This window comes from Streptomyces roseolus (genome assembly GCF_014649855.1).
In the GTDB taxonomy this organism is placed as follows: domain Bacteria; phylum Actinomycetota; class Actinomycetes; order Streptomycetales; family Streptomycetaceae; genus Streptomyces; species Streptomyces roseolus.
Genome location: NZ_BMTV01000006.1, coordinates 228,937 through 243,258 on the forward strand (window position 1 = coordinate 228,937; position 14,322 = coordinate 243,258).

General features: G+C 74.8%; 8 protein-coding genes and 1 pseudogene. 5 read left to right on the forward strand and 4 right to left on the reverse strand.

Annotated elements, in window-relative coordinates; all coding sequences use genetic code 11:
* From IE245_RS09465 to IE245_RS09475, 3 genes are all read left to right on the forward strand, one after another.
* Positions 1-2,821, forward strand: a 2,821-nt coding sequence (locus IE245_RS09465) for an ATP-binding protein (protein WP_373305298.1), incomplete at its 5' end; no start/stop codon positions are given.
* A gap of 66 nt (positions 2,822-2,887) precedes the next feature.
* Entirely contained in the window at positions 2,888-3,385 is a 498-nt protein-coding gene (locus tag IE245_RS09470) for a hypothetical protein (protein WP_030494979.1), read from the forward strand.
* Between the two features lie 18 nt (positions 3,386-3,403).
* A complete protein-coding gene (locus IE245_RS09475; RefSeq protein ID WP_189946313.1) occupies positions 3,404-3,772 on the forward strand; it encodes an RNA-binding S4 domain-containing protein in 369 nt (122 codons plus the stop codon).
* 50 nt (positions 3,773-3,822) lie between these two features.
* Here IE245_RS09475 and IE245_RS09480 read toward each other — a convergent pair whose 3' ends face one another.
* The 3 genes from IE245_RS09480 to IE245_RS09490 form a co-directional block, all read right to left on the reverse strand.
* Positions 3,823-6,060: a terpene synthase family protein gene (locus IE245_RS09480; protein ID WP_189946314.1), complete on the reverse strand. Its 2,238-nt coding sequence runs from the start codon at positions 6,058-6,060 to the stop codon at positions 3,823-3,825.
* Between the two features lie 158 nt (positions 6,061-6,218).
* Positions 6,219-8,141: an N-acetylmuramoyl-L-alanine amidase gene (locus tag IE245_RS09485; RefSeq protein ID WP_189946315.1), complete on the reverse strand. Its 1,923-nt coding sequence runs from the start codon at positions 8,139-8,141 to the stop codon at positions 6,219-6,221.
* A gap of 324 nt (positions 8,142-8,465) precedes the next feature.
* Positions 8,466-9,602, reverse strand: coding sequence for an aminoglycoside phosphotransferase family protein (locus IE245_RS09490; RefSeq protein WP_189946316.1), 1,137 nt, complete (start codon positions 9,600-9,602; stop codon positions 8,466-8,468).
* Between the two features lie 235 nt (positions 9,603-9,837).
* On the opposite strand from IE245_RS09490, the gene IE245_RS09495 reads away from it, so the two are divergent.
* On the forward strand, positions 9,838-11,328 hold the full coding sequence (locus tag IE245_RS09495; protein ID WP_189946317.1) for a DNA-binding protein NsdB: 1,491 nt from the start codon (positions 9,838-9,840) through the stop codon (positions 11,326-11,328).
* 118 nt (positions 11,329-11,446) lie between these two features.
* Here IE245_RS09495 and IE245_RS09500 read toward each other — a convergent pair whose 3' ends face one another.
* On the reverse strand, positions 11,447-12,937 hold the full coding sequence (locus tag IE245_RS09500; protein ID WP_189946318.1) for a PP2C family protein-serine/threonine phosphatase: 1,491 nt from the start codon (positions 12,935-12,937) through the stop codon (positions 11,447-11,449).
* A 175-nt stretch (positions 12,938-13,112) separates the two neighbouring features.
* On the opposite strand from IE245_RS09500, the pseudogene IE245_RS09505 reads away from it, so the two are divergent.
* Positions 13,113-14,322: pseudogene (locus IE245_RS09505) on the forward strand (hypothetical protein); the annotation flags it as partial.

Here is a 14,322-nt window from a genome sequence, read left to right on the forward strand (position 1 = left end):
CGAACCGCCCGCCGCCCAGGGCGGCGTGCTCGTCTACGCGGCGCCCGCCGGACTCGGCAAGACCACCCTCCTCGCCGAGATCCGCCGCCGGGCCGTCTCCCGCGGCTGCACCGTCCTCTCCGCCCGCGGCGGCGACCAGGAGCAGCGGGTCGCCTTCCACGTCGCCCGCCAGCTCCTCCAGCCCCAGCTCGCCCACGCCTCCGACGCGGAACTCCGCGAACGGCTCGGCTCCTGGTACGACATCATCGGCCCCGCCCTCGGACTGCGCGCCGCCACCGCCGGCTCCCCGCCCGACCCGCAGGGCCTGCGCGACGGCCTCGACTGGGTCCTCACCCACCTCGCCGTGCGCCGCGCCCCGCTCGTCGTCGTCCTCGACGACGCCCACTGGGCCGACCCCGAGTCCCTCGGCTGGCTCGCCTCCTTCGCCCCGCGCGCCGACGACCTCCCCATGCTCCTCGTCGTCGCCTACCGGCCCGACGAACTGCCCGAGGAAGGCGCCGAGTTCACCGGACGCCGGTCCGGACAGCGCCCGCACGGCCTGGCGCCCCTCACCGCCGACGCCGTCGCCCAGCTGGTCCGCGACCGCATCGGCGCCCACGCCGACGACGAGTTCTGCCGCGACTTCTGGACCGTCACCTCCGGCAACCCCTTCGAGACCGTCGAACTGGCCGCCAAGGTCCGCGACCGGGGCCTCGACCCCACCGCCGACGGCGCCCACGAGCTCCGCGACCTCGCCGCCGCCCTCAAGGGCAGCGGCCTCGTCAACCGCATCGAACGCCTCGGCACCGCCACCATGCGGCTCGCCTGGGCCTGCGCCGTCCTCGGCACCGAGATCTCGCCCTCGCTCGCCGGCGCCCTCGCCGGACTGGGCGACGAGGCGGTCGCCGACTGCGCCGAACGGCTCCGCGAGGCCCGGGTCCTCGCCGACACCGGCGCCGCCGACGGGCCCCTTGAATTCGTCCACCCGCTCGTCGCCGGCACCATCTACCGCGCCATTCCCGATGCCATCCGGGTCGCCTTCCACGGCCAGGCCGCCTGGTGCGTCATCGACGCCGGACTCGGCCCGGCCGCGGCGGCCCGCCACCTCCTGGAGACCCACCCCGAGGGCGACGCCTGGGTCGTCACCCAGTTGCGCGCCGCCGCCCGCGAGAACCTCCGCGCGGGCGCCCCCGACGCGGCCCGGCGCCAGCTGGCCCGCGCCCTGCGCGAGCCTCCCACCGCCGACGCGCGGGCCGCCGTCCTCTTCGAGCTCAGCTCCGCCTCGCTCCTCACCGAGCCCGCCACCACGGTCAACCAGCTCCGCGCCGCCCTGGAGGAGCCCATCTCCGACCAGGCCCTGCGGCACGGCATCGTCTACCGCCTCTCGCAGGTCCTCGCCCACAGCGACCGCCTCGTCGAGGCCTCCGAGCTGCTCGAACACGAGACCCGGCAGACCACCGACCCGCGCAGCCGCCTCCGCATGCAGGCCGAGCGGTTCATGTGGGACGCGCTCCGCTCCGACGAACCCGAGTCGCCGGCCCGCTCCCGCCGCCTCGCGACCCTCGCCGACCGGCTCGCCGGCCGCGACCTCACCGAGCGGTACATCATCGGCCTGCGTGCCTGGGACGCCACCTTGCGCGCCGAACCCGCCGCCGTCGCCCTCCGGCACGCCGAGCGCGCCCTCGAAGGCGGCCTGAGCTGGGCCGACGAGAGCCGCGGCTTCGAGGTCCCGGTCCTCGTCGCCCTCACCCACCTGTACGCCGACCGGCCCGGCCGCGCCGAGGAGCTCTTCGCCGCCGGCACCGCCGAGTTCGAGAAGCAGGGCTGGCGCGGCGCCCACCTCTCCTTCGCGTACACCCTCCTCGGCTACATCCGCTTCCGCCGCGGCCGGCTCATGGAGGCCGAGGACTTCGCCCGCGCCGGACTCCGCCTCGCCGAGCGCGTCGGCCCCCGCACCCCCGCCCTCTGGTACGCCACCGGCGTCATGATCGAGGTCCTGCTCGCCCGCGGCCGCACGGAGGAGGCCGAGCGGGTCGCCCGCGACCACGACTTCGGCGAGCCGTTCCCGGCCACCGTCACCATCCCCGACTGCGAGACCGTCCACGCCGAGCTGCTGCTCGCCACCGGCCGCGCCGAGGACGCCGCCGCCGCGCTCGCCGACATCGGCCGCCGTCTGGAGCCGCGCGGCAAGCGCAACCCCTCGTGCAGCCCCTGGCAGCTCCACCTGGCCCTCGCCGAGGCCGCCACCGGCTCCCCGGCCAGGGCGCTCGCCACCGCGGAGAGCGCCGTCGCCCGCGCCCGCCAGTACGGCGCGCCCTCCGCCATCGGCCAGGCGCTCCGGGTGACCGCCGAGGTCACCGACGGCGCCGAGCGGATCAAGCTCCTGGAGGAGTCCGTCGACTGGCTGGACCAGTCCCCGGCCGCGTACGAGCTGGCCCGCTCCCTGGTCGCCCTCGGCGCGGCGCTCCGCAGGACCGAACGCCACGCCGAAGCCGCCGACCACCTGTACCGGGGCCTGGAGACCGCGCAGGACTGCGGCGCCGACGGCCTGGTCGACGAGGCCAGGGCCGAGCTGGCCGCCGCCGGGCTGCGCCCGCGCGCCCTGCACACCGCCGACGGCCACTCGCTCACCGCGCGTGAGCGGGCCGCGGCACGGGCCAGCGTCCGCGGCCTGGATCCGGCCGCGACCCTCGGCGTCGACGCCACCACGGCCGCCCGGCTGCTGTCCGCCGTCTACCGCAAGCTGGGCACCGACCGCTCCGGCCTCGCCCACGCCTTCGGCGCCACCGGCGAGCCCCGCACGGAGGCGGAGAAGCCCCAGGCGTCGGCCCCGGCCGACTGAGCCCCGCGGCGCCGGGACGGAGGAGCCCGGCGCCACACCGCGCGCCCGGACACGTACCATGGCCGTATGTCCTTCCTCCGCCGTCGCAGCGCCACTCCCGCCGGTCCGGACTTCGATGTCCTGGCCATGGACCCGGGAGACTGGCCCGGCAATCTCGGCGCGGGTCTGCTGCCCGCTCCCGACGGTTCCTGCCAGGGCGTCTTCCTGCGCTACGACCTCTTCGGCGGCCGCGGCCCCGCGATGATCATCGGCAACCTCCCCGAGGGCTCCCCGGCCCGGGAGCTCGCCGAGGGCCAGATCCCCTTCGAGGTCGCCCAGCTCCTCGCCGCCCTCGAGAACGACGAGCCGGTCGAGGTGCTCGACACCGAGGACGTCCCCGTCATGCAGGGCGACAACCTCCTCATCGTGCGCCGCCTCAAGCTCTCCGAGAGCCGCATCTCCTGCGTCCAGTTCGACCGCAGCGACAACGTCCTGGTGACGATCGCCAGTTGGGACCGGCCGATCACCGACGACCTCTACGCGCTGCTCAAGCCGCTGCCCGCCGAACTGTTCCAGCAGGGCTGAGCGGGAGGGCGGGGGCCGATGAGCGCACGCGTCGACGCCTGGATCTGGGCGGTCCGGCTCACCAAGACCCGCTCGCAGGCCGCCGCGGCCTGCCGGGCCGGTCACGTCAAGGTCAACGGCGAGCGGGCCAAGCCCGCGCAGGCCGTGAAGCCGGGCGACGAGGTCCGGGTCTACGTGGCGGGCCGCGAGCGGATCGTCGAGGTCAAGGAGCTGCTGACCAAGCGGGTGGGCCCGCCGGTCGCCGCCGAGGCGTACGTGGACAACAGCCCGCCCCCGCCGCCGCGCGAGCACGTCGCCCTCGCCGCCGTCCGCGACCGCGGCGCGGGCCGCCCCACCAAGCGCGAACGCCGCGAACTCGACGAGCTGCGCGGCCGCGGTCCCCGATAGACGGCCGAGGGGTCGCCCCGGGCGTTTCCGGGGCGGCCCCTCGCCGCGTGTCAGGACGAGGCGCCGGAGAAGGCGGTGGCCACCCGCGCCGCCGTGGTTCCGAGGCCGTGCGGCACGGTCCAGTCCGGCAGCGGGGCCGCGTCCCGCCCGCGCTCGCGGAGACGCGGGACACCGGCACCCGCGTGCACGTGCGCGGCGCCGTACCGCCGTACGTTCCGGTGCCAGTTCAGGATGGCCGCGAGCCAGTCCTCCAGCTCCCGCAGCCGGGCCCCGAAGGCGGCCCTGCCCTCGGCGTCCAGCTCGAAGTGGGCGTACAGGAGGGGGACTTCACGCTGCTTCAGATGCTCGTACTGGCGCAGCCGACCACGCATCAGGTCGTGCACCATCCTCGCGGCGGTGACGTGGTCGACGTCGAAGAACTTCTCCAGGACGAGGACGCCGTTGTGCAGCTCGCCCTCGACCTCGATCTCCTTCTGGTACGAGAAGAGGTCGTTGAGGAGCGCCGCGTAGTCCGCCACCGCGTTCTCCAGCGCCCGGACCGTCCCGGAGCGGAACAGCTCCGGGGGCAGCGCGCGCCTTCGGCGCAACCGGCCCAGCAGCATGGTCAGTTCGGAGCCGAAGGTGCTGCGGCGCATCTCCACGTAGTCGACCGGGTCGGGCACGCGGTGCTGCGCCTGGTTGCGCAGCTCCCACATCCAGCTCTCCAGCATGAGGTCGAGCGAGGTCCACAGTTCGGTCCGGGCCTCCTGCCCCATCGCCCCGGCGGTCCGCGCCCAGACGTCCGCCAGGGCCCGCTCCAGCGGGTTCCCGGCGAACTCCCGGGCTGAGGCGGGGTCGTCCACCGGCAGGCACGCCTTCAGCCGGGCGGTCTGCGTCCGGGCCCCCGCCAGGTCGCGGGTGCGGCCGAAGACCAGCGGGTAGTAGTCGTCGGCGTAGGTGCCCCAGGTCAACCAGAGGGCGCTGAGCTCCAGTTCCTCCAGGGTGGCGTCGGGATCGATGCCGGCCGAGCAGAGGGCGAGGTCGAAGCCCTCCATCAGGGGCCGGTCCCAGACGTCGTCGAGCAGCCCCATCGCCTCGGCCCAGTCCTCGGAGCGCCGCTTGGCCTCCTGGTGGTGGGGGCTGAGGGTGAGCGGATAGGGCAGCTCGAAGTCGGGCAGCGGCAGGTGACCGACGGGCCGGTGCGGGGTGTGGGTGAGGCTCCGCACCCGCGCCTCGGCGGGCCGCCCGGCGAGCAGGGTGCGGATGTCGGGGACACCGGTGCCGAGCGCGCCGGAGGCGGAGGCGGTGCCGTCGGCCATGCCTTCGTTCATGTACCGGCTGGAGCGCATGTGCCACTCGTGGCCGCCCGACTGCCAGTCCTGGAGTCCCTTGGTGTACGCGCCGATCGCCGCGCACTCCAGCGGCGTCAGCCCCTCCTGGACGGCCAGCGCGGGCACTTCGGTGAGCGCGGTGTTCTCGAACTGCTGGACCCGCGAGGTCAGCAGGTCGTTGACGGCCTCGGCGGCCTCCTGGGTGGAGCAGCCGAGGAAGTGCTCCAGGACGAGCACGCCGTTGCTGTTCTCGCCCTCGTCCTCGACTTCGCGCTGGTACGAGAAGAGGTCGTTGCGCAGGTGGACGGCGTCCGAGAAGGAGTCACGGAGCACGCGCAGGGGCCGGGAGCGGGCGACCCGGTCGGGGACCTCGGCCCCGGCGGCGTACTCGACGAGGCCGGCGGACCAGGGGGCGCCGCCGACCTTGCGCCGCATCTCGATGTACTCGAGGGGGTTGGCGATCCGGCCGTCGTTGATGTTGTCGAGCTCCCACAGGGATTCGTGGAGGAGCGCCTCGGTGGCCTCGGCGAACCGCTGCCGCCAGCCCCCGGACATGGCGGGGACGGTGCGCCGCCACAGGTCGGCGAGGCCCGCCTCGACGGGGTTGGCGGGCTCGGGCATGCCGGTCGCCGGGTCGGCCGGCATGAAGGCCGGGAGCCGGTCGAGGTACTCCTTGCCGGCCGCCCGGTCCTGGGTGCGCTTGAAGACCTCCAGGAAGTGGTCGTCGAAGAAGAAGACCCACGTGTACCAGTCGGTGACGAGGTTCAGCGTGTCCTCGTCGCAGTCGGGGTGGGTGTAGGCGCAGAGCAGCGCGTAGTCGTGCGCGTCGAGGTCGGCCGTCTCCCAGACCCCCGAGCCCTCCAGCATGCCCATGGCGCGTGCCCAGTCCCGGGTGTGCGTCCGGGCGGCCTCCACATGGGTATTGAGGCGCGCCGGATACGGGACATAGAAATCCGGCATGACGAAGGGCTGAGGCATGTGCGGGCGGGCCTTTCCGGTGGCGGGGTGCTGTTCCGGCCCAGCCTTACCCCCGTGCCGGTCGCCGAACCCCGGGTCGGAAGTAGTCGTATGAGCACAGGAAAGGGTGGCGCCGGAGGAAAACCCCGACGCCACCCGCGCTTTTCGGCCAGGCCTGCTCAGCCCTGTGAAACCCGCACGTCAGCGGCCTTCACGAAGGCGATCCGATGGCCGAACTGGATCTGGTAGTACTCCTCCTGGCCACGTACCACCCGGTGCCTGCTGCTGTCGAACACCGGTGCGTAGTAGTACTCCCCGGGAACCTTGCCGCCCACCACGTACCGCTGCCCCGCGAGCAGCCGGTACGGCAGCGGCGACACCGCCTGCACCGGGACCCCCGCCGGATACGCCGACGCCTCCGGATAGGCCCGCCCGTACACCGGCACCTCCGCGAGCCCGTCCCGCGGCGTCAGCACCCGCCCGCGCGCGTCCACCGCCGTCGGCGCCTCCTCCGGGTTGTGGAACCATGCCTTCTGCCCCAGGTACCAGACCGCCGTCCAGTCGCCCCGGCGCTCCGCCACCGCGTAGCTCTGCCCCGTCGCCGCCCGCGCACCCGTGTCGTTGACGCCGGTCGTGGAGTCCTGCCCGCCGGGGCGCAGCCCGATGTCCTTCACCAGGGGAGCGTCGGCGCTCGGCGCCGTGTGCAGGCGCACGGCGCCGCTGCCGTGCGGCGCGCACGCCTCCCCGGCCACCGCGCACCCCGTGTACACCGGCCGGTTCTCGCCGTACTCCGGGCGGATCGTCACCACGCCGGCCGCCGGGCCCGCGCTCGGCGTCAGCGGCCGTCCGAGCAGCCGGAAGTAGTGCGCCCAGTCCCAGTAGGGCCCCGGGTCGGTGTGCATGCCCCGGATCGACGAGGTCACCGTGCCCGGCACGTTGTCGTGCCCGATCACGTGCTGCCGGTCGAGCGGGATGTCGTACCGCTTCGCCAGGTACCGCACCAGCCGCGCCGAGGACCGGTACATCGCCTCCGTGTACCAGGAGTCCGGGGCCGTCAGGAAGCCCTCGTGCTCCAGGCCCACCGACTTGGCGTTCACGTACCAGTTCCCGGCGTGCCAGCCGACGTCCTTCAGCGGCAGGTGCTGGGCGACGTGGCCGTCCGAGGAGCGGAGCGAGTACTGCCAGGAGACGTACGTCGGGTCCTGCACCAGCTTCAGGGTGACGTCCCAGGTCGCCTCCGTGTCGTGGACCACGATGTAGTCGATCGACTGCGAGACCGGCCGGTCCGCCTTGTCGTGGTTGCCGTAGTCGCCGTCGCCGAACTCCTCGTACGGCGCCGGGATCCACTCGCACGCCACCGTCGTCGGGCACTCCACCGGGCCCCGCTCCGGCGCCCGCAGCCCGAGCGACGCCACCTGGCCCGTCTCCGGCACCACCCCGGGAACGGCCGGCAGCGCCACCCGCTGCCCGCTGTCCGTGACCCGCGCCTCGCCGGTCCTGAGCACCTCGAAGACGTCGTTCGCGAACGCCGCCGCCGTGGCCGCGTCGTCGGCGCCCGAGTACCGCGCCACCGCCCCGTACCAGTCGCCCGGGTCGGTGCTCGGCGCGAGACCGGCCTCCCGCTGGGCCGCCGCGAGCAGGGCGGCGCCGCCCTCGATGTTCGCCGCCGTCGAGCTCCGCAGCTCCTCGGCCGGGATGCCGGAGAGCGCCGAGGCCCGCTCCAGGGTCCGCAGCCGCGCCGGCAGCTCCTCCGGCGCCGGCGGGTCGGCCTCCGCCCCGGCGCGGGCGGGCCGGGACCCGTCGCCGCGCGCGTCCTCGCCGTCCGCCGAGTGGTGCGGCACGGAACGGGCCAGCGCGGTCGCCGTGTCGGTGAGGTGCATCGGCCCGTAGCCGCCGGTCACGCTGGGCGCGCCGGCGTGCCCGTCCCAGCGGGACTGGAGGTACGAGACGGCGAGCAGCACGCCCTCCGGCACGCCGTGGCGCTCGGCCGCCGCCGCGAACTGGCGCTGCAGCGAGTCCGCCACCGGAGCGTCGGCACCGGCCGGCGGCGCGCCCGACAGGAGGGGGAGGAGCAGGGCGGCGGACCCGGCGAACGCGAGCACACGGCCTCGGGACGCGGAACGGAGCAAGGCAGCCTCCAGGGACGGGGGTGGCGCGGGGGCGTGCGGGAACCGAACCCGTACAGGGGTAGCGGCTCCCGGACCGCCCGTCAATCACCCGTCACCGCAGGCGAGTTCCCACGTCAGCGGGGTCATGTGGGCCGATCGGGGCCACTTTCGCGATGACGGGCCGCCCACCGGCGGCGCGTCGGTGGTCTCGACCAATGGGGCGTGCGGGGATCCCGCCCCGGACACGGCGAAGCGCCGCACTCCCGGTGTGTCGGCACCGGGTGCGCGGCGCACACCCCCGTCTCGCGGCAGGGACGCTCAGCGCGTCCCCACCGCCGCGCGCACGGCCCGCCGTGCCATGGCGCAGTCGTCGTGCAGCCGCCTCAGCAGCAGCCGCTGTTCCTCCCCGGGGGCCAGCGCCCCCGAACCCATCGGCACCGAGCCCGCCGGCGGGGCCTCCTTGATGGTCCGCTGCACGGCCGTCTCGTACGTACGGATCTCCCGCGTCAGCACCAGCATCAGGTTCACCAGGAAGGCGTCCCGGGCGGCCGGACCCTGCTGCTGCGCCATCTGGCTGATCTGCCGACGCGCCAGCGGCGCGTCACCGAGCACCGTCCAGAGCGTCGCCAGGTCGTAGCCGGGCAGGTACCACCCGGCGTGCTCCCAGTCGACGAGGACCGGACCGGCGGGGGAGAGGAGGATGTTGGAGAGCAGGGCGTCACCGTGGCAGAACTGCCCCATGCCCTGCCGGCCGCCGGCGTGCGCCAGCCCGTGCAGCAGCGTCTGCAGGTCGTCGCGGTCGCGGTCGGTGAACAGCCCCAGCTCGTGGTAGCGGGCGATCCGCGTGCCGTAGTCCAGCGGCGCGTCGAAGGTCCCGGCCGGCGGCCGCCAGGCGTTCAGCCGGGCGATCGCCCCGAGCGCCGCCCGCACGTCGGCCCGCGGCGGGGCCTCCAGGGGGTGGCGCGAGAGGGCCGCCGCCCGCCCGGGCATCCGCTCGATCACCAGGACGCCGTTCTCCGGGTCCGCCGCGATCAGCCGCGGTGCCCGCACCGGCGGACGGTGACGCACGAAGGAACGGTAGGAAGCTATTTCGTGCTGGAACCGCTCGACCCACGCGGGGGAGTGGTCCAGTAAACACTTCGCCACCGCCGTCATGCGTCCGGTGGTCCCGACGATCAGGACGGACCGGCCGCTGCGGCGCAGCACCTGCACCGGATTGAACTCCGGGCAGATCCGCTGCACCGAGGCGATGGCGACCTTGAGCTGCGCCCCCTGCGGACCGGAGAGGTCGATCCTGCCGCTGACCCGGGCACCGGGTCCGGTGCCGGTCCCGGCCGCCCAGGACCGCGGACGCACGGCCCGCTGCGCGGGGGCGAGGTACGGTCCGGCACCGGTCGGCACCGTGCGGGTCCCCGGGCGGGGCGGGGCGGACACGGAGGACGATGCTGTGTACATGGAGGTGACAGATCCCTTCGTGTGCCGACGAATCGCGTGCGTCGCCCCGCCCGCCCCCGGTCCGCACCCTGGGGAAAATGAGGGCCGGTCGACGGGGCGGGGTGGCGCATACCTACCTGACACCCGCGCGCGGGTGGCGGAACATCGAGCGCACCCTGGCGAACCATGGCGAATAGTCGCCAGCCCTATGACAGCGGGCTACTGTCAACTCAGCCGAGAACCTGGGGGCTTAGACGTGACAGGACAGACCAACACCCGCCTGGCGGACCTCTTCGGCCTCGCCGGATGGTCCAAGGGCGAACTCGCGAGACTGGTCAACCGGCAGGCGGCGGCCATGGGCCACCCCCAGCTGTCGACCGACACCTCGCGGGTGCGGCGCTGGATCGACAAGGGCGAGACCCCGCGCGATCCCGTACCCCGGGTGCTGGCGGCCCTGTTCACCGAGCGACTCGGTCGTGTCGTGACCATCGAGGACCTCGGGTTCGTACGACGCGGGCGTGCCGGAACGCGGCAGGCCGTCAGGAACAAGGACGAGAACCCTGACGGAATGCCCTGGGCTCCCGACCGTACGGCTGCGGTCCTCACCGAATTCACGGGAATGGACCTCATGCTCAACCGACGCGGCCTGATGGGCGCGGGAATCGCGCTCACCGCCGGCTCCGCACTCAACAGCTCCCTGAACGACTGGCTCAGGACAGAGCCCTCCCGCCCCGCCGCGGCCCCCCGCGCCACCGATCCGTACCACGCCGACCCCGCCGGTTTCGACCGCTACGAGGCAGCCCCCATCGGCTCCGAGGAGATCGAGGCGCTGGAGCAGTCGGTCAAGATCTTCCGCGCCTGGGACGCCTCCCGGGGCGGCGGACTCCAGCGCAAGGCCGTGGTCGGCCAGCTCAACGAGGTCGGCGGCATGCTCGCCTACCGCCACGCCGACCACCTCCAGCGCCGGCTCTGGGACGTGGCCGCCAACCTCGCCGTCCTGGCGGGCTGGATGTCCCACGACGTGGGTCTCGAACCCACCGCCCAGCGGTACTTCCTCATCGCCGCCCACGCGGCCCGCGAGAGCGGCGACCGGCCGCGCGCCGGCGAGGCGCTGTCCCGGGCCGCCCGTCAGATGGTCCACCTGGGCCGCCCCGACGACGCCCTCGACCTGATGGAGCTCGCCAAGTCCGGAGCGGGGGAACGGCTGTTGCCGCGCACCCAGGCGATGTTCCACACCATCGAGGCGTGGGCGCAGGCGTCGATGGGCCGGGGGCAGGCGATGCGCCGCACCCTGGGCGAGGCCGAGGAACTCTTCGTCTCCGACCGGAACGAGGAGACGCCGGGCTGGATGCAGAGCTTCGACGAGGCCGACATGCACGGCATGCAGGCCCTCGCCTACCGCACCCTCGCCGAGCACGACCCGGCGGCGGCCGTCACCGCCCAGCACCACGCGAAGCTGGCCCTGGACCTGCGGCGCGACGGGCACGACCGCTCCAAGCTCTTCGACCGCATCTCGATGGCCTCGGCCTGCTTCATCGCCGACGACCCGGAGCAGGCCGACCGCTACGCCCGGCTCGCCCTCATCTCCATGGGCGAGACCTCCTCGCACCGCACCTGGCACCGGCTGCGCGAGATGTACCGGCTCACCGGCCAGTACGCGGGCTACTCGAAGATCGAGGACCTGCGCGCCGAGCTGGAGGTCGAGCTGCCGCGCTCGCCGGAGGCCCCGAGAACGGGCCGGATCTGAGGGCGGGGCAGGGCCCCGCGCGGCGCTGCGCGCATCCCCGTACGCGGTACGCGTCTCCGCGTGCCCAGGGGTACGGACAGGAGGGCACACCCGGATCGGGCTCCGGGCGCGCCGGCCGTCAGGAACCGACGCGGACGACCATCAGACAGGCGTCGTCCTCACGGGTCTCCTCGCCGAACTCCTCCAGGACGGACCGCAGGCACTCCTGCGCGTCCCGGGCCTCCGCGAAGCGGGGGGCCAGGGCCAGCAGCCGGGCGAGACCGGCCTCGTCGCCGACGGCGCCCGGGGTCCGGGTCAGCCCGTCGGTGTGGAGCACGAGCACGTCGCCGGGGCGGAGCCGGGTCTCGGTCTCCTCGTACGCGACCCTCGGCGTCGCCCCCAGGAGGACGCCCTCCGGGCGGCGCAGCGGACGGCCCGTCCCGCCGCGGAACAGCAGCGGGGCGGGGTGTCCGGCCTGCGCCCAGACGAGGGTCTGGGCCACCGGGTCGTAGCGGCAGCACATGGCGCTGCCGAGGGCGGGCTGGCCCGAGCTGTCCAGGAGCTGGTTCAGGTGGCCCATCAGGGCGCCGGGCCGGATGCCGGCCACGGCCATGCCGCGCAGCGCACCGAGCAGCATGGCCATCGAGGACGTCGCCGCCACGCCGTGGCCGGTGAGGTCGCCGACGGTGAGGAGGGCGTCGCCCGAGGGGAGGGTCAGCGCGTCGTACCAGTCGCCGCCGATGAGGTCGGTGGAGGCGGCCGGGAGGTAGTGCCCGGCGACGTCGAGCGGGGCGGGGCCGTCGTGGGCGAAGCGGAGCGAGCCGCGCCAGGGCGGCAGGACCGCCTCCTGGAGCTCGACCGCGACCCGCCGCTCGGTGCGCTCGACGTGGCGGCTGTGCTCCAGGCTGTCCCGGCTCTCCCGGACGGCCCGCTCGCTGCGCCGCAGCTCGCTGACGTCCCTCAGGACGGCCCACATGGAGGCCGTGCAGCCGTCGGCGTCGAGCACCGGTTCCCCGGTCATGTGCACGGTGCGGACGGCGGCGTCGGTGCGGACGATGCGGAACTCGCCGTCGATCGGCTTCCCGTCGATCAGGCAGTCCGTCACCATCGCCTGGAGGCGCGGCTGGTCCTCCGGGAGCACCATCGTCGGCATCTCGTCCAGCGACATCGGGCCCCGCTCGCGCGCGCGTCCGAAGATCTGGAACAGCTCGTCGGACCAGCTCACCTCGTCGGTGAGCAGGTTCCACTCGGCGCTGCCGACGCGGGTGAGGAGCGAGCCGGTGGAGACCGGGGCCTCGCCGTAGGCCGCGCCGGCGTGGCTCGTGAACGAGCCGTCGAAGACGGAGGCGTCGTCCTCGGGCGACAGGTCCGCCGGGTGGGTCGTCGGCTGCGTCGCCGCCGGTGCGCCGTCGCGCAACTGTCCGAACTGGGCGCGCAGTTCGTCGAGCTGATGCATCGCCAGGTCGCAGAGCGCGCGCTGCCAGCGGAGCTGGGGGTCGTCGTCGTGAGCGGCGTCCCGGCGGACGGCGTCGACCTCGCCGCGCAGACGACTCGTCTGCGAGATCAGCGCGTCCACCGCACCCGGCTCGGGAGGCTGGGCGGGACGGTCCGCGAAGAGTGGGGACGGCATGTCGTACTCCGATACAGACGCGGCGCGGCCCGAATGGAAACAGGGCCAGGGATGACTGTGGCACAGGGCGCGAGAGCCCGTAAGGGGTTTGGCAACACTCGATCCGGTGGTGCTTCCGGCATATGCCAAAGGCCCGGCCGTCGGCCGGGCCGACACCAGGGGTTACGGTGCACGTGTGGTGAGCGACGAGGCGAACGGTACGGCGGGCGCGGTGGGCAGGGACACGGGGGAGGCGGCGGTGACTTCGGGCACGGCGGTGCTGCTCGCGGCGGCGCCGGCGGGGCGCGGCCGGACCATGGACGCGGCGTCCGTGCTGCCCGCCCTCGCGGCGGTGCCGCCCGGCGTCCTCACCGGCACGGCGACCGCGACGCTCGTCGAACTCGCGGACCCCATCGATCCGCAGACCGTCCTCACCCGGCTGCGCGCCGCCGCGCAGAGCCCCGGCCCGCTGGTCGTCTACCTCGCCGGCCAGCTCCACCTGGACCGCCGCCAGCAGCTGCCCCACCTCGCGCTGGCGCGCAGCACGACGGCCGCCCTCCGCTACACGGCGTTCCCGTGGCACTGGCTCGCGGAAGCGGCCGCCGCGGGACCGGCCACGGTCGTGGCGGACCTCGTGGCCGACCCGGAGGCCTGGAGCCGCCTCGGCACCGGCCAGGACCTGCTGCGCCTGAGCCCGTCCCCGACGCTGTACGCCCGCGTCACCCCGCCCCCGCGGAGGGGCGAACGCGCCACTCCCGACTACCTCCGGGCCTGGGCCGACCAGTGGCGCGCCGGCGCCCGCGCCCCCTTCTCCGTCCTCCACGCGGAGGCGGCCGTCCGCACCCGGTCACCGCAGTCGCTGTTCGTGCCGCCGGCGCCGCAGAGCGGGGAGTGGGGGCACGGGGCGGGGACGGTCGCGGCCCCCGTGTCCGGACCGGCCCCCGTTCCGGCGGCGGTTCCCGCCCCCGGCCCCGCACCGGTACCCGTGCCCGCGCCCGTCCGCGTGCCGGGGTCCGTGCCGGCGGCGGCTCCCGCTCCCGCCCGCGTGCCGGAGGCCGGGGCGGTGGCGCACGCCGCGCCCGCCCCGGCTCCCGTGCCCGGGCACGTACCCGTGGCGGATGCCGTGCCGGGTCCGCAGCCCCGGGGGAGTGTCGTGCTCGCGCCTGCTCCGGAGCCGGTTCGGGGTCCGGTGCCGGGGCCCGTCCCCGTTTCGGCGCCGCCGCCGGCCTCGTCCCGGATTCCGCCCCTTCCCGCGGGCTACACGGCGGCCCGGCCCGTACCGGATCACCCGGTCGTCGGGGTCGCGCCCCCGGCCGCGTCCGACCCTCTGCCGGAGCCGGAGCCGGAGCCGGAGCCGGAGCCGGAGCCGGAGCCGGAGCCGGAGCCGGAGCCGGAGCCGGAGCCGG

Bases quoted from the DNA above. Each gene is read 5' to 3' on its own strand.
- IE245_RS09475 (WP_189946313.1), top strand. From the start codon at position 3,404: ATGAGCGCACGCGTCGACGCCTGGATCTGGGCGGTCCGGCTCACCAAG.
- IE245_RS09480 (WP_189946314.1), bottom strand. From the start codon at position 6,060: ATGCCTCAGCCCTTCGTCATGCCGGATTTCTATGTCCCGTATCCGGCG.
- IE245_RS09490 (WP_189946316.1), bottom strand. From the start codon at position 9,602: ATGTACACAGCATCGTCCTCCGTGTCCGCCCCGCCCCGCCCGGGGACC.
- IE245_RS09470 (WP_030494979.1), top strand. From the start codon at position 2,888: ATGTCCTTCCTCCGCCGTCGCAGCGCCACTCCCGCCGGTCCGGACTTC.
- IE245_RS09500 (WP_189946318.1), bottom strand. From the start codon at position 12,937: ATGCCGTCCCCACTCTTCGCGGACCGTCCCGCCCAGCCTCCCGAGCCG.